Source organism: Finegoldia magna ATCC 53516, assembly GCF_000159695.1.
In the GTDB taxonomy this organism is placed as follows: Bacteria; Bacillota; Clostridia; order Tissierellales; family Peptoniphilaceae; genus Finegoldia; species Finegoldia magna_F.
Window position 1 is genome coordinate 1 of sequence record NZ_CM000955.1, and the last position, 20,373, is coordinate 20,373.

The window sequence follows — 20,373 nt, forward strand, 5'->3', positions numbered from 1 at the left end:
CCTTCTTCGTTCACGCGGCGTCGCTGCATCAGGGTTTCCCCCATTGTGCAATATTCCCCACTGCTGCCTCCCGTAGGAGTTTGGACCGTGTCTCAGTTCCAATGTGGCCGTTCATCCTCTCAGACCGGCTACTGATCGTCGCCTTGGTGGGCTGTTATCTCACCAACTAGCTAATCAGACGCGAGCCCATCTATGACCGATAAATCTTTGACCGTTAAAACATGTGTTTCTACGATTTTATGCGGTATTAATCCCGGTTTCCCGAGGCTATCCCACTGTCATAGGCAGGTTGCTCACGCGTTACTCACCCGTTCGCCACTCTCATTAGTAATCTTCCACCGAAGCTTCTGTTTACTAAATCCCGTTCGACTTGCATGTGTTAAGCACGCCGCCAGCGTTCGTCCTGAGCCAGGATCAAACTCTCAATTTAATGTTTGTTTGAAGCTAGCTTTTCAGCTGACTTTTGCTTTTTATATTCTCACCGAATTATTGTTTGGTTTGTACTTCTCTCAAAGTATTTACTTTATTTAATTTATTAAGGTTCTTTGTTAAATTATTTCGTTGCCTCAAGTGACAACTATTAAAGTATACTATACTTTTTTTAGCTTGTCAAGACTTTTTTAAAACTTTTTTAAATTCTTGTAAACTTAATCAAGTTTTTGTTACGTCTCTCTCAGACAACTATTACAGTATACGCTCCTAAATCATACTTGTCAAGTGTTTTTTGAAATTTTTTAAAATTTTCTGTAATCATGTATAATATTAAGTAAGAAAGGGGTGCTTATGGGATTTACAAATTACGATATTTACAAAGTTTTCGAGATGTATCAGGAATGTTTGATGATTAATTGCTCCTTATTAAATAAATTGGATGAGAATTTGAGTAACAGAGATCACGGTAGCAATCTCAATAATGGTTTCAGCGAACTTTTCATACAATTTCCCGATTTTAAAGATGAAGATATTTCCACTCAGTTCAAAAATCTATCATTTCTATTTACATACAAAGTAAAAGGTTCCACTGCACCTATCTACTCATATGTTTTTGATAAGATTTCTGTATACACAAAAGATAAGGATAACTTAGACCATGAAATGTTCGGAGAGATTTTGAAAATCACGACCGAATCTGTGAAACTTGTTGGAAACTGTAAGTTAAATGACAAGACAATTCTAGATTGCATTCACGCTGCAACAGAAAGCTTTGAAAAAAACAAAAATGAAAATACAATTAAATTAATGAAAAAAATAAGTGTAGATTGCAAGATGGCTTGCGAACAAACTTCAGAAATGACAGCCAAGAAAGGCAAAGCACGTCACAACGCGATTTACTCCATTGGAGTGATAGACCCTGGTGCTTATTCGTTGTTTTTGTTTTTCGACACATTATACAAATATGTCCTCAAAAAAAGACGCACAAAATAAAATCTCAATTCAACTTTTAAGTTAAATTGAGATTTTTTCTTTATTCTTCTTCCAATCCAAGGATTTTAAGTTCTTCATCAGTAAGTTCTCTGAAATCTCCTTCTTCCAAGTCCTCTGGCAACTTAAAGCTTCCTATTTGAACTCTTTGAAGTTCAACAACTTCATTGCCAACTTTTTCGAACATTCTTTTAACTTGGTGGTATTTACCTTCCTTTATAGTAAGGTAGCAATTATAATCGTCGATAATTTCCATCGTAGCAGGTTTCGTTATGATATCTTCTGGCATCAACTTTATACCTTTTTCGAATGTGTCGTTGTATTTCTCATCAACCTTATATCTCAAAGTAACCTTGTACTTCTTGGACACGTCTTTCTTTGGAGATATCAAATTGTGTGCAAATTTTCCATCATTCGTGATAATCAAAAGCCCTGTCGTATCCAAATCTAACCTTCCTACAGGATTCAAATCAAACACACAAAGTTCTCCCATATCGTCAATCACTGTCCTGTGCATAGGGTCTTTCGAATGACTTGTCACACCTTTTCTCTTGTTCATCACGAAATACAAATACTTTCTGTACTCAATAACCTCGTCGTAGATTTTCACCACGTCTTTGTTTTCATCTATATGCTCAGAAGACTTCTTCACAGTCACATCATTCACCGTGATAATCCCCTTTTTCACCATTTGTTTTATTTCTTTTCTCGTTGCAATCTTCATCTCGCTAAGCATTCTATCTAATCTCATATCTCTCCTTATGGTACAATAATTTTGGGTGATGTAATGTTTAGTATATATTTTTTAACAATAAATTTAATAACTTTCCTAGCCTTCCTTATAGATAAAAGGAAAGCCATTCACAACAAATACCGAATTTCTGAAAATGTTCTGATACTCTTGTGCATACTCGCAGGCTTCATCGGAGCAATGAGCTCCATGATAATCTTCAAACACAAACTATACAAGAAGAAATTCACAATCTCAATCCCATTGATTTCATTGGTTTATCTTGTAGTATTCGTCTTAATTAGCCAAGGAATTTTTTCATTAAATTAAGCTTTTTGTTCGTAAATGGTTTGAATCTAAATGGATTGTCGACTTTTCTGGAAACATAGATTGATTGTTTGTGTGAAAAAGTGTCAAATCCCCATTTGCCATGATAATAACCAAGTCCACTATTGCCAAATCCACCAAAAGGCGCCTTGTTGCTGGAAATGTGCATCATACAATCGTTGATGCATCCTCCACCAAAGCCCACAGAATTCGTAATATAATCGCACAATTTCTTGTCCTTAGTGAATACATAAAACGCCAACGGATTGTCCATTCTTCTGATGTGCATCAACATCGCATCGATATCAGTGTACGAAATCACCGGCAACAACGGTCCAAATATCTCATCTTTCATTATCTCATCATTGAAAGTCGCATCAGTGAACACGCACGGCTCAATAATCATCTCATCATCGTGGTATTTCCCACCGATTCTGTCCGTTCTATCCCTCATAATTTTCCTGAACTCATCATATTTAGCCTTAGTTTTTATCCTAGACATCTCTGAAATATCAGAATAATTTTCGTCGATTTCCTTCAGTATATAATGCAGCAGCCTATCCTTGATGCTTTCATCAACCACCAAATAATCCACAGCCACACACGTTTGTCCGGAGTTTGTGAACTTCGCCCAGCAAATCTTCTTCGCCGTATCTTTCAAATCGACATCTTTGTCCACGATACAAGGACTTTTTCCTCCTAGCTCCAAGACACATGGCTTCAAATTCTCAGCCGCTTTCTTATACACAGCCTGTCCTCTGTTTTTGCTACCAGTGAAGAAATAAAAATCAAACTTTTCTTCCAACACCTCATCATAACTTTTGTCATTTTCAAGATGAACGACATCCTCCACAGGCTTCAAAACTTCTTTCATAAGTTCCCTAATTTTTGGATTCTTCCTGCTCATCATCAAATACACGCTATTTCCAGCGGCAATCGCATCAATCACAGGAATCATACTCAAATTAAACGGATAATTCCACGGACTAATAATCAAACATACACCGAACGCTCTGTTTCTGATTTCCGTTTTGTTCGGAAAAGTCAACAAATCAAAAGAAGTATTCTTGACTTGCGCAAGTTTTACAGTGTTATTGATGAAGAAATTCAACTCCTGCATCACAGTTGCATACTCTGTCATAAAAGCTTCGTATTCGCTTTTTCCGATATCTTCCTTCAAAGCCGAGATTATCTCTTCTCTATGATTTTTCACAGAATCTCGTAGTTTTCTCAGATACAGTACCCTAATAGAAGGCTTCAACAACACCGTTTGAGACCTTTCGCGTAATTTTTCAATCATAATTTCCCTTTCTATAAAAAATAAGCCAACTGATTTGCCTAAAATCAGTCAGCCTATAATTACTTTTCATTAATACGTACAAGTCCTATCAAATTGCCGTTGACATTTCTAATTGAATCGATAGATTTTTCGATGTCGCTCTTCTTAGTTTCTCCAACCTTGTACACCAACAAAGTCGCATCGCAAATCGCTGATAACGCAACAGCATCGGAATAAGCTTCGATTGGTGGAGTGTCGATAATCACATAATCGTAGTTATCTTCCAAAATACGAATAAAATTCTTCATAGAATCGCTTGAAATAAGTTCGTTCGCATTTGGAGGAATAGCTCCAGCGTGGATAATATCCAAATCCCATATCGATTCATCGTGACTTATAGCAAGATTGTAGTCCATCTTGTTCACAACAACATTTGTAACGCCGATTTCAGTGTCGATATCGTAGAAATTTCTCAAACTTGGTCTTCTCAAATCCATATCCACAATAACAACCTTGTGATTGGACAAAGCGAAGCTTTTCGCCAAGTTAGCAGCCACAGAAGTCTTACCTTCTCCGAAATATCCCGAAGTAACCACGATAGATTTTATATTTGCTCCTGCGAACTTCACATTAGTTCTAAGATATTTGTATTGTTCATTAAACAAAGTCTTATCCTTCATCTATCATCGCACCCCTTTCATCAACATAAGGAATATCCCCAATAATACTTACTCCCAAATCTTCAACATTAGTGCCCACTCTCATGACATCATCGTGAGATTCCCTCACCATAAAAGCTATCAATGCAATAAAAAATCCCACAGCATATGCCAACAAAGTGTCCTTAACCAAATTTGGAGACACAGCTTGTAGTGGCGCAGAAGAGTATTCCAACACCTTCACACTGTATTCGTCTGCATCACTCTTCACAGTGATATCTGCCAATTCATCTGCAATATCTCTTGCACGTTGAATCACAGTATCCTCAACATTTATACTAACAATCTTTGAGTTTTCATCTGAAATACTGATTTTCTTAGACAAATCCTCAACATTTGATCTCAACTTCAAGTTTTGCTTCACTTCAGTCAACACCATTCTAGACTTAACCAAAGACTTCACAGTTTCTATTTGAGTAGTAGAAGTGTTGCCACTTTTCGCGCTCACTACAACCTTTGAATCCACGCTGTACACAGGTCTCACCCACATAACATCGTAGCAAATCATAGCAATCCCGAACAAAAGCGCCACCATAACAATAGGCACAAATCTATTTCTCAAAGTCCTTACAAATAAGTTATCTCTCATCTTATCTCCTCTTACCAAAAATCTTCGACAAAACCCCGCCGCTCTTCTTCTCTAACACAGGAATCCTGTCTATTCTCTCATCTTCCACGATAAGTTGTGGATTAAGTCTCATAATCAAATCAAAATAATCCGCATCTATAATCTTATGAAGAGATTTAATCCCATCTCTAATATATTCTGCCTCATATGCATTTTCAGATTCCGTAGCCACAACATCCACCATTTGTCTGTCCAACAACTCCTTAGCAGTCTTGAACAACCTGCTAGACTTTGGCTTAACCACAGAGCTCATATCCAATTGCACCAAACAGTCCCTTTCCTTCAAAGAAATCAAATAATCTGGATTTTCTTGGACATATTTGCACCTTTCCGGATGAACGATAATCGGAACAAAACCTTTGATTTGGATATCGTAGATAAACTTATTCAAATCCTTGTATTCAGTTGTACTTGGAAGTTCAAGCAAAATATATCTGGAATAATTAATCGAACTAATCAAATTATTGTGAAAATATTCCATCATCTTAGGATCGCAGCTCATCAAATTGCCCGACAACACCTGAAAATCAATCTTTTGGTAATCAAGCTCATCATTAATCCTGTCGATAAGAAGTTGCTTTTCATCAGCAGTCAGAACCCTACCATTCGTAGAAATCTCCGACGCACTCACAACCTTCTTGTAACCAAGTCTTGCATATTCAATTGCAGTCGCAATAGCCTGATCCATATTGCTCGAACCATTCTTCATGTCCGCCATTATCTTGCTATTAATATCAATCATTTACTCACCCAAAAATTCCTTAGAAACAAAACCTACTTGACCATTAAAATCAACCTTAACCCAAGTAGCACCATCGTCATCCTTAGTTTCTTCGATAACCTTAAGCTCATCATCCTTCTTTAACTTAGTAACAATAGAAGAATTAGTACTAGCTTCACTTCTCATATTCAAAACATCAGTCGTAACCTTCATAGTCTTCTTTTCAGTAGATTCTTCTGGTTTGTTAGAATCAGTATTTTCTGAAGCAGGCTTTTCTGTAGTTTCTTCTGGTTTTGAATCCTCAGGCTTAGCTTGTTCTGTAGATTCATTTTCCACAGACTCTGTCGTTTCCGTATTTCTCATCGACTCGTAGTGTTCTGGTTTTCTCAAACAACCCGTCGTCAACACCAAAACCAAAATCGCAATAGGTATCAATCTCTTCATCTTATCATCTCCTAATTAACAATTATTATTTTAACATATATTAAGACTTTTATACACATAAAAATCCGCAAAAAATCACTACATACATTATACCATCAAATGCAAAAATAGTAACGTGACAACGCCTCCATAATTATATATAATAATAGAAGATGATCATATTAAAATAAGGAGAAAAACGTGAAAATTTCAGTAATCGGATATTCAGCCTCTGGCAAATCAACATTGGCACAAGACATATCACAAACATACGATATTCCATTGCTTCACCTCGATCAAGTAAATCTCACAGAAAATTGGAAAGAAAGAGACCTTGACGAAGCCATTAACATAGTAGAAAATTTTATGAAACAAGACGATTGGGTAATAGATGGAAACTATAGCAAATTAAAGAAAACAGAAAGACTTGCACTCTCGGACATCATAGTATTCCTCAACTTCAACAGATTCAATTGCCTAGCTAGAGCCATCAAACGCTACATCAAATACCGTGGCAAAACCAGAGAAAGCATGGCTGACAATTGTCCCGAAAAATTAGACTTTGAATTCATCAAGTGGATACTCATAGATGGACGCAGCAAAGAAAAACGCGATAACTACGCCAACATGAAAAAACACTACTCACACAAATGGATTCAAATCAACAACCAAGAAGAACTCACAAAATTTAAAAAATACCTTCAACGAAGCAACGCGAGCCTGTAACATGGCTCTTTTTTTGTTGAGATTTGAGACTGTGAAATAGTTTGTGTATAGAATCCTCCTGATATAATAGTAATCAGGAGGATTTTAAAATGCCAAGAAAAAGACCAGAAACTAGACTCAACAAAATATCCAAGATGTTAATTGAAGAATATCAACCAGAAACAGTACAAGATTTACAAGAAGCTTTGAAAGATCTTCTAGGAGACACAATGGAACAAATGTTAAAAGCAGAGTTAGATGAACATCTAGATTATGAATATGGTGAAAAACCACTGTCATTAAACACAAGAAATGGATCAAGTAAAAAAACAGTTAAATCATCATACGGAAACATAGACCTAAACATCCCACGAGACAGAGAAGGATCCTTTGAGCCACAAGCATTGAAAAAATATCAAAAAGACATATCAAACATAGAAAACCAAATAATATCTATGTATGCAAAAGGAATGACAACAAGAGACATATCAACACACATAAAAGAAATCTATGGATTTGGAATATCAGAATCCATGGTAAGCAAAATAACAAATAAAATACTACCAACTATTGAAGAATGGCAAAATAGACCATTAGAAAAAGTATATCCATTTGTATTTTTAGATGCAATACACTATCATGTAAGAGAAAATAACATAGTAGTAAAAAAAGCAGTATATATAGCACTAGGATACAATACAGAAGGATACAAAGAAATACTTGGAATGTGGGTAGGAGAAAATGAATCAAGTAAATACTGGCTATTGGTATTAAATCAATTAAAAGAACGAGGATTAGAAGATATATTAATAGTCTCAACAGATAATTTATCAGGATTTAGCCAAGCAATAGAAAGTGTATATCCAAAAACAGAAATTCAAAAATGCATAATTCATCAAATAAGAAATTCAACAAAATTCGTATCATATAGAGATATAAAAGAGCTAATGAAAGACTTAAAAACAGTATACAAAGCATCAACAGAAGAACTAGCACTAAGTAATCTAGATATATTTGAAGAAAAATGGGGCAAAAAATACCCAATGTGTGTAAATTCATGGAGAAATAACTGGGCTGAATTATCAACATATTTCAAATATCCAGAAGGAATAAGAAAACTAATATATACAACAAATAGCATAGAAAACTTTAATAGACAACTTAGAAAAGTAACAAAAAACAAAACAATATTTCCAAGTGACTACGCCCTACAAAAAAGCTTGTATCTAGCGATGGTAGATGCTTCAAGTAAATGGACGAGTAGAATAAGAGGATGGGATCAAATATTGTCACAACTATCAATATTTTTTGAAGGCAGAATCTAAATTTTGCCATAAAGATAATAAAAAATTTGAATCATTCAATCAAGAGTAAAGGTATAGCCCTGGTCTGACGACCAGCTCTTGACAGAAATCTTCAAATTTTTAAGAAATACAATTAGGCAAAAAGGGAGATTTTTAGAAAAATCTTGACCTTTTAGTTTAATTGTGCCAAAATTAGGTTACAAATATCTGAACTTTCAGATTTTAGTAATAAAAGTATATTTTTTAAAAATCAAAAAAATATCAGCTCACAACCTATCAGGAGGAGCTGATACACAAAACTTTTCACATACCCTGAGATTTTTCGAAAACAAATATTTTTGCACGTAAAAATACCCGATCATACGATCGGGTATTTTCATCTCAATAAACTACAAAATTAAAATCTATAATTTATTCTTCATCTTCTTTTTTCTTCCTTGAAACATACAATCCACCCAAAGTAGATAGTGCTGCAGCAGCCATCATCATAGCTTCTGATTCAATACCTGCTTTTGGTAATTTCTTAGCTGGGTTGTCAGTCTTTGATGGATTATCTGACTTAGAAGGTCTTCTGTTAGGTGAATCAGCGATTTCTACAACCAAATCACTACCCTTGATAGTTTCCTTAGATCCATCTGGATAAGTGATATTAGCTGATCCATCATTACCAACTTCAACTTTAGTTCCTTGTGGGAATTTATCCTTATTAGCTTTTTCAATAGCTTCTTTAACTTTTGATTTTTCATCATTAGTTAAGTTAGAAGGATCTTTTACATCAATCTTTCCTGGAACTGCTGGGTCAACCTTGTCAGCGATTGTTCCATCTGATGGTTTGTTTCCATCTGATGGTTTATTTCCGTCTGATGGTTTATTTCCATCTGATGGTTTATTTCCGTCTGAAGGTTTGTTTCCATCTGATGGTTTATTTCCATCTGATGGTTTGTTTCCATCTGATGGTTTGTTTCCATCTGATGGTTTATTTCCGTCTGATGGTTTATTTCCGTCTGATGGTGTTGATGGGTTTGTTGTTCCACCGTTGTTGTCGCCAGGTTTTTGATCATCGCCAGGTTTTGATGGGTTTGTTGGATCTGTTGTTCCGCCAGTGTTGTCACTTTCTTTTCCGTTCAAAGCTTCTTCTGCAGCTTTTAATGCATCTTTTGCTTTGTTAACTTCTTCTTGTGTTGCATTTTTGTTGTCTAGTACTTTTTGTGCATCTTCTAATGCTTTGTCGTATGCACCCTTTTTGTCTTTGTCTGCATTCTTGTACTTGTCAGTAGCTTGAGTTGCATCTTTTTTGCCTAGTTCTGCTTTAAGTGCAGCTTTGTCTACTGCTGCGCTTATGTCTAATGCTTCTTCTGCATCTTTTAATGCTTTCTTAGCTGCATTTACTTCTTCTTGAGTAGCGTCTTTGTTTTCAAGTACTTTCTTAGCATCTGCTAACGCTTTGTCGTATGCATCCTTTTTGTCTTTGTCTGCATTCTTGTACTTGTCAGAGCCTGTTATTGCATCGTCTTTGTTTTTGTCTACTTCTGCTTTAAGTGCAGCTTTGTCTACTGCTGCGCTTATGTCTAATGCGTCTTCTGCAGCTTTTAATGCATCTTTAGCTTTGTTGACAGCGTCTTGAGTTGCATCTTTGTTGTCTAGTACTTTTTGTGCTTCTTCTAATGCTTTGTCGTATGCATCCTTCTTGTCTTGGGCTGCATTCTTGTACTTGTCAGAGCCTGTTATTGCATCGTCTTTGTTTTTGTCTACTTCTGCTTTAAGTGCAGCTTTGTCTACTTCTGCGCTTATGTCTAATGCGTCTTCTGCATCTTTTAATGCTTTCTTAGCTTTATCAACTTCATCTTGAGTTGCTTTTGGATCTTCAAGTACTTTCTTAGCATCTTCTAATGCTTTGTCGTATGCATCCTTTTTGTCTTGGTCTGCATTCTTGTACTTGTCTGATGCTTTTGTATCATCTTTCTTAGCTACTTCTTCTTGAAGTGCTTTCTTGTCAACTGCTTGAGCTTCTTTACCGTTTAGTGCATCTTCTGCAGCTTTTAATGCTTCTTTAGCTTTGTTGATATCATCTTGACTTGCATTTGGATCTGCTAGTACTTTCTTAGCATCTTCTAATGCTTTGTCGTATGCTGCCTTTTTATCTGGGTCTGCATTCTTGTACTTGTCAGATTCTTTTGTAGCATTTTCTTTATCTGCTTCTGTTTGAAGTGCTTTCTTATCTACTGCACTTGCTTTGCCGTTTAATGCTTCTTCTGCAGCTTTTAATGCTTCTTTAGCTTTGTTGATATCATCTTGACTTGCATTTGGATCTGCTAGTACTTTCTTAGCATCTTCTAATGCTTTGTCGTATGCTGCCTTTTTATCTGGGTCTGCATTCTTGTACTTGTCAGATTCTTTTGTAGCATTTTCTTTATCTGCTTCTGTTTGAAGTGCTTTCTTATCTACTGCACTTGCTTTGCCGTTTAATGCTTCTTCTGCAGCTTTTAATGCTTCTTTAGCTTTGTTGATATCATCTTGACTTGCATTTGGATCTGCTAGTACTTTCTTAGCATCTTCTAATGCTTTGTCGTATGCTGCCTTTTTATCTGGGTCTGCATTCTTGTACTTGTCAGATTCTTTTGTAGCATTTTCTTTATCTGCTTCTGTTTGAAGTGCTTTCTTATCTACTGCACTTGCTTTGCCGTTTAATGCTTCTTCTGCAGCTTTTAATGCTTCTTTAGCTTTGTTGATATCATCTTGACTTGCATTTGGATCTGCTAGTACTTTCTTAGCATCTTCTAATGCTTTGTCGTATGCTGCCTTTTTATCTGGGTCTGCATTCTTGTACTTGTCAGATTCTTTTGTAGCATTTTCTTTATCTGCTTCTGTTTGAAGTGCTTTCTTATCTACTGCACTTGCTTTGCCGTTTAATGCTTCTTCTGCAGCTTTTAATGCTTCTTTAGCTTTGTTGATATCATCTTGACTTGCATTTGGATCTGCTAGTACTTTCTTAGCATCTTCTAATGCTTTGTCGTATGCTGCCTTTTTATCTGGGTCTGCATTCTTGTACTTGTCAGATTCTTTTGTAGCATTTTCTTTATCTGCTTCTGTTTGAAGTGCTTTCTTATCTACTGCACTTGCTTTGCCGTTTAATGCTTCTTCTGCAGCTTTTAATGCTTCTTTAGCTTTGTTGATATCATCTTGACTTGCATTTGGATCTGCTAGTACTTTCTTAGCATCTTCTAATGCTTTGTCGTATGCTGCCTTTTTATCTGGGTCTGCATTCTTGTACTTGTCAGATTCTTTTGTAGCATTTTCTTTATCTGCTTCTGTTTGAAGTGCTTTCTTATCTACTGCACTTGCTTTGCCGTTTAATGCTTCTTCTGCAGCTTTTAATGCTTCTTTAGCTTTGTTGATATCATCTTGACTTGCATTTGGATCTGCTAGTACTTTCTTAGCATCTTCTAATGCTTTGTCGTATGCTGCCTTTTTATCTGGGTCTGCATTCTTGTACTTGTCAGATTCTTTTGTAGCATTTTCTTTATCTGCTTCTGTTTGAAGTGCTTTCTTATCTACTTCTGGAGTTTTTGCTTTAACTGTCTTATCTGGAGTTATTTTACCAATTTCTTTGCCATCTTTATCTGTTACAGTTACTGTACCGTCATCACCTACAGTTACTTTCGCATCTGCTGGTAAATCTTTGTTTGCATCTCTAACTGCTTGTTCTACAGCTTTCTTGTCATCATCTGATAATTTAGATGGATCTTTAACTTCAACTGGAGTTGCTGGAGCTACTACTGCTGGTGTTGCTTCGTCAGCTTTCTTAACTGTCTTATCTGGAGTTAATTTACCAATTTCTTTGCCATCTTTATCTGTTACAGTTACTGTACCGTCATCACCTACAGTTACTTTCGCATCTGCTGGTAAATCTTTGTTTGCATCTCTAACTGCTTGTTCTACAGCTTTCTTGTCATCATCTGATAATTTAGATGGATCTTTAACTTCAACTGGAGTTGCTGGAGCTACTACTGCTGGTGTTGCTTCGTCAGCTTTCTTAACTGTCTTATCTGGAGTTAATTTACCAATTTCTTTGCCATCTTTATCTGTTACAGTTACTGTACCGTCATCACCTACAGTTACTTTCGCATCTGCTGGTAAATCTTTGTTTGCATCTCTAACTGCTTGTTCTACAGCTTTCTTGTCATCATCTGATAATTTAGATGGATCTTTAACTTCAACTGGAGCTGCTGGAGCTACTACTGCTGGTGTTGCTTCGTCAGCTTTCTTAACTGTCTTATCTGGAGTTAATTTACCAATTTCTTTGCCATCTTTATCTGTTACAGTTACTGTACCGTCATCACCTACAGTTACTTTCGCATCTGCTGGTAAATCTTTGTTTGCTTCTTTAACTGCTTTTTCTACAGCGGCTTTTTCTTCGTCTGTTAATTTAGATGGATCTTTAACTTCTGTTACTGTTGGATTGTTTAATGTTATATCTTGTGCTGCAGCTACTTTTACTTTAGCATTTACATTATCTGTTGAACCATCTGTATAAGTTACTACTACTGGAATATCTACATCTTGTCCTGCTTTATCTGCTGCTGGTGTATATGTGATTTCTCCTGTGTCTGGATTAATTGTTGCACCTGCTGGAGCACCTTCACCTAGTGCAAATTTTGCACCTTCTGGTTTTGTTGTTTCTTTACCGTCTTTATCTGTAAAATTTGGAGCTGTTATTGTTGTTTGTTTTCCAGCTTCTGTATCAGCTTCTGTGTAGGCAGGTTGTACTTTTTCTGCAGTTTTTTGTGTTTCAGCATCTTTCCAAACAGCGTAAACAGTTGATCCTTCTTTCAATGTTGCTACATCAACATCTGCTTCTTTAGCATCAGCTGTCTTTGCCCAACCTACAAATTCTTTTCCTTCTTGAGTTGGTGTTGGAGCCTGTACTCCATCTGTTATATCATCTGTCTTTGTAGTTGAATTATCACCAAACTTACCGCCATTTGCATCAAATGTTACAAGTTTTTCATCTGACCAGATTGCATATACGACTTGGTGAGTAGTTATTGGAGTTTCAGAAGTAAATTTTTTATCAGCTGCTAATTTGTTGAAGGCAGCTGATTTAACAGTTGTTGCTCCAAGTTCAGTTTTACCTGCTTCAGTTACCCAACCTAAGAATGTTTTTCCTTCTGCTGTTGGATTTTCGGCAAAGGCGTCTCCAGTACCATCTGCTACATTGGCACCAGTAAATCCATTAGCTACATATCCTTCATCGTCAAGATATTTTATGTTATCTGGGGCAATTCTTATTGATTTTTTGCTTGCATCTTCAAATTGTCCTTCTGTTGTGTCGAATAAGACTCTTGTTCTTACTCTTGATACAACTAATTCAGTTGGTAGAGATGATCCGTCTGATGCGTTGAAATAAAGTTTCTTATCTTTTAGTAACTTTAGACTGTGAGTATTATCTTCTCCTGCAGCATCTCTTGGCGCTATAGCTCCAGCTCCGATTGTTCCTAGGGTATTTAGGTCTATCTCGTATCTGTATACCCTATAACCTTCACCTTTTAGGTCTACATTAGAACTATTATCAGTAGTAAGATTTCCATCATCATCATATTCATCAGCTAAGGCTTGTGCCTTTCCTAGCAGTGCTTCATTCTTTATAAGCTCAGTACGCATCCTTATTAATCCACCATCATACTTAGTATAACCTTGGATTTTGCTTGTATCTGTCATAAAGTTAGCATTATCTGTTGGCATTACATGAGGATCCTTATAGAAGTCATCAGTTCCTTCAGCATAGTCATTTGTAAATATAACTTGGTATGGTTTATAAAGTGACTTATTTATTGATAGGATAGATAATTTATCAGATGAGTCTGTCCAAGTTAGGTCCTTATATTGGTCAATCTTGGCTAGATTTGAGTACCTAATTGATGAAGTTTCACCTGCTTGGAGTTCTCCTTTTGAATTATAAGATTCTACAATTATATCTGTACCTGGTGCTACTTTTGTTAAATCTATTTGGAAATCGCCCTCAACTTTAGTTACCGCTCTATTAGGCAATCCCTTTATCATGTTTTGATCAGTTTCTTCCCATTTTACTATGTTCTTGCCTACTATTTTAAATTCAAAGGAAGCTTCCTCAGTCTTTCCTTTAGGAGTATATCTAACCTTATAATAGCCTCTGTCTACTTTGTAGTCTTTATAAATATGAGTTGTTAAAATTTGTTTATCATAGTCTAAATCTAAAGTAGCTGCGCCTTGATCTCTTTCGGTACCATTACTTATTTCCATGAAGTTTACTGGATCTTTATGGTCAGCTGTGTAAGGCATATAAACTTTAAGAGTATCGCCATCCTTTATAGTGGCTCCTTCTCTTAATGTAAACTTAAATATTCCATTTTTGGATATTGTCTCTATTTTTTCTATAGCATTATTATTACCAAGTGCTTTATAAGTGTAGTATCCTTGTTGCTTCCTGATTATGGCTTGGTCAGAATCTCCAATCTTAATCATGATTTGGCCACCCTCTGGCATAGTGGTTGTATTTACTAAGAAGGACTCACCTTTATGAGCTACATAACCATCTTCATATTTCTTTTCATAAACAGTCCAGCCTTCGTTATTAGGGTTGGTCCAACCAGACATCATTGAATAATCCAGTTTTCTAGTTTGATTTTCATCGAATGTTTGGGCAAGTTTGGTCTTATCCACTACATAGTCAATTGCAGAGATATAGAAACCTTGCAGCATTGTGTATTGGTCATGTTTTTCGACTTTTACTTTGTTAAGCCCATCTTTTTGGTAGGCATTTGGAGCTATAACTATATAAGCTTTCTTTCCGTCTTTTGTGTAGTTTATATCACTCTTCCTAATACCAAATCTGTGAGCGTAAGGTGAAACTTCTCTTGCATTTGTTAGAAGGTTAACATAAGCAACATTACCAGCCTTATCTTCCTTTAAGAAATTAACAAGGTTTTTGTCAAATACTTGAGTAAATCCTATTGGTTGTCCACCTACTGTTGGAGATGCATTTGTACCACTTCTAACTCCATAATATTGAGTTCTAATTATACCAAGCTGAGACTCATCGGAGTATTCTTTAGGGTTGGCAATAAATTCTGAGAAAAATGTTTCTTGACTTGTCGCTTTTTGACCATCTTCTTGTTTACCACCCTTTAGGAAGGTGTTGTTGATGTTATCTTCTAGGGCTACTGATGTTGTCTTGGTATAGGTTGAGTAGTCCATAGAAGTTTTCTTAGGAGCGTAGGCATATATCCTCTTGCCGTTTTTATCAGTTAACCTCATTTGGACAGTATAGTTTTTCTTTACTAGGTCTGCTACTGTCATCTTGTCTTTTAAGACAAGGTTGATAGGAAGGTTTAGCCTAGCATCTGTTGGGTCGTGTCTTGCTACTCCAAGATCAAATTCTCTCTCTTTTCCATCATTAACTGGCGTTAAGTCAAATGTTCCTTTTTCTGATCCAAATGTATTTGCACCTACTACATAGGACTTATCATAGTCTATATATTGATCAAGTTCACCAAAGTTAAACCTTGCTCTATACCACACTAATGTACCTGCAGCTGATCTTTCTTTATAAACAAGTCTTATAACTGTATTTCCCTCAGCATCTTCAAAGACTCCATCATAGTCAATATCACTCATTCTAATTGGATTAGCAGCACCGATCCTAACTAGTCTTTGGTCTTTGCCTACAGCCCATCTGCTCTTATCTTGGACATCTTTGTCCCAGTTTTCTTTAGCCTTATCTTCTACAAATTCTCCCTCTTTGCTATCACTCGCTGATGGGGCTGCTGCGCCTTGGGGATCTTTCTTATCAGCACCTTCTGTACTAACTCCAAATTCACTATTTTCAAGGTCTTCTTGTGTTCCGAATACTTTTACTTCTACTTCTACTTCTTTTGTAGATTTATCTGCAAAAGTGATTTTTACAGTAGCTTTATTATCTCCAGTTTCATTTGTATTTGCTTGAGTTATTTCTTCAACTGTTGCATCTTCTGGAAGGTTTTTAAAAGCTTTTCTGTAGTCTTCTACACTTTGACCTTTTACAACTTTGATTGGTTGTAATTCAAGTGTAAAGCTTTCAGCTTGTGATTTTCCTTCTGTTGTTTTTTCTTCAGTTGTTGTTTCAGATGATTCTTCAGCAGTAGCTTTTGCTGTTGTGTCTTGTGCGTTTGTTTTAGTTGCTTTTGAAGAATCACCTTGTACATGTGAAGCTGGTTGTTCAGTTCCTTTTGGTTCAACAGCTTCTGTTGTTTCAACAACTTCTTTTTTTGGTTGTTCTGATTCTTCAACGTTTTCAGTTTTTGCAACTTCTGGTGATTCAACAGCTTCTACAACTTGTCGTTGGTCAACATTTTCATTTTCAGCTGCAACAACGTTAGGGCTGAAGAACATCATGTAACCTAAAAGACATGAAACTACACCTACGGTTAGCTTTCTAAGACCGTATTTTGGTCTTTCATTAGAGCATTTCGCTCTTTTTTCGGTAATGATTTTTTCAAAAATTCTTTTGTTATTCATTACGTTTTCCTTTCTTTGTTTTTTTGATACTCTTGATAATTAGCCTCTTAAACTAAAAACATAATTTATCATGCTTGTTAAAAAGCTAATCTTAGATTGACTTAAGAATTAAAACTTAGTATTCCATTTATTAATAGGATTTTTTTGATTTCAATCAAATCATCTTTTAATAAAATTATGAATAAGACTAAAATAATAATTCTATCTATTCATATTCTACCACAATACAAGAATATTACAACAAAGTTACAATATATTATGAAAGAAACATCTTCGACTTTTAAATGGTATGTTTTAGCCATTTGTACTTTCAAATATGATGTTTAATATTTTATTCATTATCTTTATCGAAAAAAATCTTCAGTATTTTATACTATAATGTTTATCATCATACCTTTTTAGTAATGTATCAATGATTTGAAAAAAACTGATTTTCTGTTCTAGTTTCAATATCTGAGACCTGTTAAATTTTGATTTATTACTACTAAAAAATTATACTCAAGTAAATATTTTTTTATTTATTACAGTTTTTATACATAAATATTTTTAAAGTCAATGAACAAGTATATTTTTTCTGTAAAGATTAGCATTTTAATTAGCTAAGAGAATATTTTTCAAAAATATATTCTAGATTTTATAGTCATATCTGATTGCCCAATCATTACCGAGTAAAAGTCTTATAGTAATATCAATTAATAACCTAAGCCAAAATTTTTTAAAAAATAGTAACGTTTCAGGATATTAAAATTAAATTTTTGCGCACAAAAATACCCGACCTTTTACGATCGGGTATTTTATTTCAACAAACTACAGAATCAAATCTATAATTTATTCTTCATCTTCTTTTTTCTTCTTTGAAACATACAATCCACCCAAAGTAGATAAAGCTGCAGCAGCCATAATCATAGCTTCTGATTCAATACCTGCTTTTGGTAATTTCTTAGATGGTTTGTCTTGTTTAGAAGGTCTAGTTGGTGCATCAGAAATCTTTTCAACCAAATCACTACCCTTGATAGTATCTTTTGATCCATCTGGATATGTGATAGTAGCTGATCCGTCGTTTCCGATTTCAACCTTAGTTCCTTGTGGGAATTTATCCTTATTAGCCTTTTCAATAGCTTCCTTAACCTTTGATTTTTCTTCATCAGTTAAGTTTGAAGGATCTTTTACCTTAGTCTTTCCAGGAATTGCTGGATCTACCTTGTCAGCGATAGTCTTGTCTGATGGTTTATTGTCATCACCAGGTTTGTTATCATCGCCAGGTTTGTTATCGTCGCCAGGTTTTTGATCATCACCAGGTTTGTTATCGTCACCAGGTTTTTGATCGTCGCCAGGTTTGTTTCCATCGCCAGGTTTGTTATCGTCGCCAGGTTTGTTTCCATCGCCAGGTTTTTGATCATCACCAGGTTTTTGATCGTCACCAGGTTTTTGATCGTCGCCAGGTTTTGTTGGGTCAGTTGGATCTGTAGGATCTGTTGTTCCACCTGGAGTTGTTCCTGGGTTATCTCCTGTAGATTTTTCATTAACTAACTTGTCAGCTGGGATAGTATCCTTTGATCCATCTGGGTATGTGATTGTTGCATTACCCTTATCATCAACTTCTACCTTAGTTCCTTCTGGGAAGTTATCCTTGTTGGCTTCTTCGATCTTATTCTTAACTTCTTCTTTTTCTTTATCAGTTAGATTATCTTTGTCGCCTACATCAGTCTTACCTGGAACTGTTGGTTCAATGATATCAGAGATTGGAAGTTCTGGTTTGTCAGAGATTTCTGGTTCACCGTGTTTGTATTGGAATACAAGGTCTTCAGCTGGGATAGTATCTTTTGATCCATCTGGGTATGTGATTGTTGCATTACCCTTATCATCTACAGATACATCTGTTCCTTCTGGGAACTTATCCTTATTAGCTTCTTCGATCTTATTCTTAACTTCTTCTTTTTCTCTGTCAGTTAATTTTTCAGGATCTTTTACGCCTGTTTTTTCAGGAATAGTTGGATCTATGCTTTCAGCTGTTGTACTTGGTTTTGAATCCTTATCTTTTGGATCTGTACCTTTTTCTTCTTCAGTCTTGTCATCTACACCATCATTGTCATCATCTGTGTCAGTAACATCTGGAGTTCCGTCTCCGTCTGTATCTCTCAAGATTTTAACTGTGATTTCTTTTGTAGATTCATTTCCTGCTTCATCAACTGCTTTGATTGTTGCTGTGATAGTTTTTTCTTCCTTATCGCCCCAATCTTCTGCTTTTGGTACAGTACCTTCGATTTGCTTAGTTTCTGGGTTGTATTTCAATCCTTCTGGTAAGCCTTCTACAGTAACTTTAGCATTAACATCGTCAACATCTACCATTACTGGTGGTATAGGTTGTCCTTCTACAGCTGTAATGTTTCCTGCATCAATTGTTGGTGCTGTTGTGTCTTCTGAAACAACTTTTTCCCAAACTGCTGTGAACATTACACTCTTTTCTTCGCCTAAGATACCTTTGCTGAATGGTTTACTTAAGTCAAATTCTTTGTCTGTTCCTAACTTAACCCATTTTACAAATTTGTATCCTTCTCTTGTTGGTTCTTTTACTCCACTTACTACTTCACCGTCTTTTACAGTTACTTTTTGAGTTGTTGGAGTTCCGCCATTACCATTGAAGATTGCTTGGTATTCTTCTGCTGGAGTTGTTTTTGTTGTAGTAGTTGGATTACTTAATTCGCCTGTTTCTGGGTCAACTTTGTATGTTGTTGTAGTTGTTGTAGTTGAACCGTCATCATTTTTCTTTGTTTCTACTTTCTTGTTACCTACTTTTGTTAATCCATCTACTGCTTGTTTTGTAACATTTTCTGTTACTTTATCTTTTTCGCCTGGTTGGGATACTGTTGTTATTTCTTTTTCTCCATCTACAGCAGCTTTTTCAACAACCTTTTCTCCGTATGCTAAGCTATCGTCTGCAACGTATTTTACTTTTGCTTTGATAGTTTCTTTTGTTACTTTGGTTGTTTTAGCAATGTCTTCGATTGTGCCAATAGGTCTTGTTGTTTTTGTAGTTGGATTACTTAATTCGCCTGTTTCTGGGTCAACTTTGTATGTTGTTGTAGTTGTTGTAGTTGAACCGTCATCATTTTTCTTTGTTTCTACTTTCTTGTTACCTACTTTTGTTAATCCATCTACTGCTTGTTTTGTAACATTTTCTGTTACTTTATCTTTTTCGCCTGGTTGGGATACTGTTGTTATTTCTTTTTCTCCATCTACAGCAGCTTTTTCAACAACCTTTTCTCCGTATGCTAAGCTATCATCTGCAACGTATTTTACTTTTGCTTTGATAGTTTCTTTTGTTACTTTGGTTGTTTTAGCAATGTCTTCGATTGTGCCAATAGGTCTTGTTGTTTTTGTAGTTGGATTACTTAATTCGCCTGTTTCTGGGTCAACTTTGTATGTTGTTGTAGTTGTTGTAGTTGAACCGTCATCATTTTTCTTTGTTTCTACTTTCTTGTTACCTACTTTTGTTAATCCATCTACTGCTTGTTTTGTAACATTTTCTGTTACTTTATCTTTTTCGCCTGGTTGGGATACTGTTGTTATTTCTTTTTCTCCA

12 protein-coding genes, 1 pseudogene and 1 other annotated feature are annotated in these 20,373 nt (G+C 35.7%); of the genes and pseudogenes, 4 read left to right on the top strand and 9 right to left on the bottom strand.

Annotation, left to right across the window (positions count from 1 at the left end; genetic code table 11):
* Positions 1-430 (bottom strand) — a sequence feature (16S ribosomal RNA rRNA prediction is too short).
* A gap of 353 nt (positions 431-783) precedes the next feature.
* Positions 784-1,425, top strand: a complete 642-nt coding sequence (locus tag HMPREF0391_RS00005; RefSeq protein WP_002834698.1) for a dihydroxyacetone kinase subunit L — start codon at positions 784-786, stop codon at positions 1,423-1,425.
* 40 nt (positions 1,426-1,465) lie between these two features.
* On the opposite strand, the gene HMPREF0391_RS00010 is transcribed toward HMPREF0391_RS00005, so the two are convergent.
* Complete coding sequence (locus HMPREF0391_RS00010) at positions 1,466-2,173, bottom strand: pseudouridine synthase (protein WP_002834699.1); 708 nt, start codon at positions 2,171-2,173, stop codon at positions 1,466-1,468.
* Between the two features lie 36 nt (positions 2,174-2,209).
* On the opposite strand from HMPREF0391_RS00010, the gene HMPREF0391_RS09250 reads away from it, so the two are divergent.
* Positions 2,210-2,482 carry a DUF1294 domain-containing protein gene (locus HMPREF0391_RS09250; RefSeq protein ID WP_080545243.1) on the top strand — a complete coding sequence of 91 codons (273 nt, stop codon included), beginning with the start codon at positions 2,210-2,212 and terminating at the stop codon, positions 2,480-2,482.
* On the opposite strand, the gene HMPREF0391_RS00015 is transcribed toward HMPREF0391_RS09250, so the two are convergent.
* Genes HMPREF0391_RS00015 through HMPREF0391_RS00035 form a run of 5 tightly spaced genes read right to left on the bottom strand, consistent with a single transcriptional unit; the run spans position 2,454 to position 6,270 of the window.
* The gene (locus HMPREF0391_RS00015) at positions 2,454-3,779 is read right to left on the bottom strand and encodes an aldehyde dehydrogenase family protein (protein WP_002834701.1); all 1,326 of its coding nucleotides are present in this window, start codon (positions 3,777-3,779) and stop codon (positions 2,454-2,456) included. The genes HMPREF0391_RS09250 and HMPREF0391_RS00015 overlap by 29 nt on opposite strands.
* A gap of 59 nt (positions 3,780-3,838) precedes the next feature.
* Positions 3,839-4,438, bottom strand: coding sequence for a CpsD/CapB family tyrosine-protein kinase (locus tag HMPREF0391_RS00020; protein ID WP_002834702.1), 600 nt, complete (start codon positions 4,436-4,438; stop codon positions 3,839-3,841).
* Entirely contained in the window at positions 4,428-5,066 is a 639-nt protein-coding gene (locus HMPREF0391_RS00025; protein WP_035108982.1) for a YveK family protein, read from the bottom strand. Before HMPREF0391_RS00025 ends, HMPREF0391_RS00020 begins: the two co-directional genes overlap by 11 nt.
* A gap of 1 nt (position 5,067) precedes the next feature.
* Positions 5,068-5,847 carry a tyrosine-protein phosphatase gene (locus tag HMPREF0391_RS00030; RefSeq protein WP_002834704.1) on the bottom strand — a complete coding sequence of 260 codons (780 nt, stop codon included), beginning with the start codon at positions 5,845-5,847 and terminating at the stop codon, positions 5,068-5,070.
* A complete protein-coding gene (locus HMPREF0391_RS00035; protein ID WP_002834705.1) occupies positions 5,848-6,270 on the bottom strand; it encodes an SH3 domain-containing protein in 423 nt (140 codons plus the stop codon).
* Positions 6,271-6,450: 180 nt separating this feature from the next.
* Here HMPREF0391_RS00035 and HMPREF0391_RS00040 point away from each other — a divergent pair, with 180 nt between their 5' ends.
* Together HMPREF0391_RS00040 and HMPREF0391_RS00045 are read left to right on the top strand one after the other, a co-directional pair.
* On the top strand, positions 6,451-6,975 hold the full coding sequence (locus tag HMPREF0391_RS00040) for a DNA topology modulation protein (protein ID WP_002834707.1): 525 nt from the start codon (positions 6,451-6,453) through the stop codon (positions 6,973-6,975).
* Between the two features lie 134 nt (positions 6,976-7,109).
* Positions 7,110-8,279 (top strand): IS256 family transposase, encoded by a 1,170-nt coding sequence (locus tag HMPREF0391_RS00045; RefSeq protein ID WP_196218489.1) that lies wholly within the window; start codon positions 7,110-7,112, stop codon positions 8,277-8,279.
* Between the two features lie 390 nt (positions 8,280-8,669).
* Here HMPREF0391_RS00045 and HMPREF0391_RS09230 read toward each other — a convergent pair whose 3' ends face one another.
* The 3 genes and pseudogenes from HMPREF0391_RS09230 to HMPREF0391_RS09680 all read right to left on the bottom strand — a co-directional run.
* Entirely contained in the window at positions 8,670-16,790 is an 8,121-nt protein-coding gene (locus HMPREF0391_RS09230; RefSeq protein ID WP_002834711.1) for a YSIRK signal domain/LPXTG anchor domain surface protein, read from the bottom strand.
* 828 nt (positions 16,791-17,618) lie between these two features.
* Positions 17,619-19,244 carry a putative Ig domain-containing protein gene (locus HMPREF0391_RS09635; protein ID WP_002834712.1) on the bottom strand — a complete coding sequence of 542 codons (1,626 nt, stop codon included), beginning with the start codon at positions 19,242-19,244 and terminating at the stop codon, positions 17,619-17,621.
* Positions 19,245-19,370: 126 nt separating this feature from the next.
* A pseudogene (locus tag HMPREF0391_RS09680) lies at positions 19,371-20,360 on the bottom strand (G5 domain-containing protein); the annotation flags it as partial.
* Positions 20,361-20,373 lie beyond the last annotated feature (13 nt).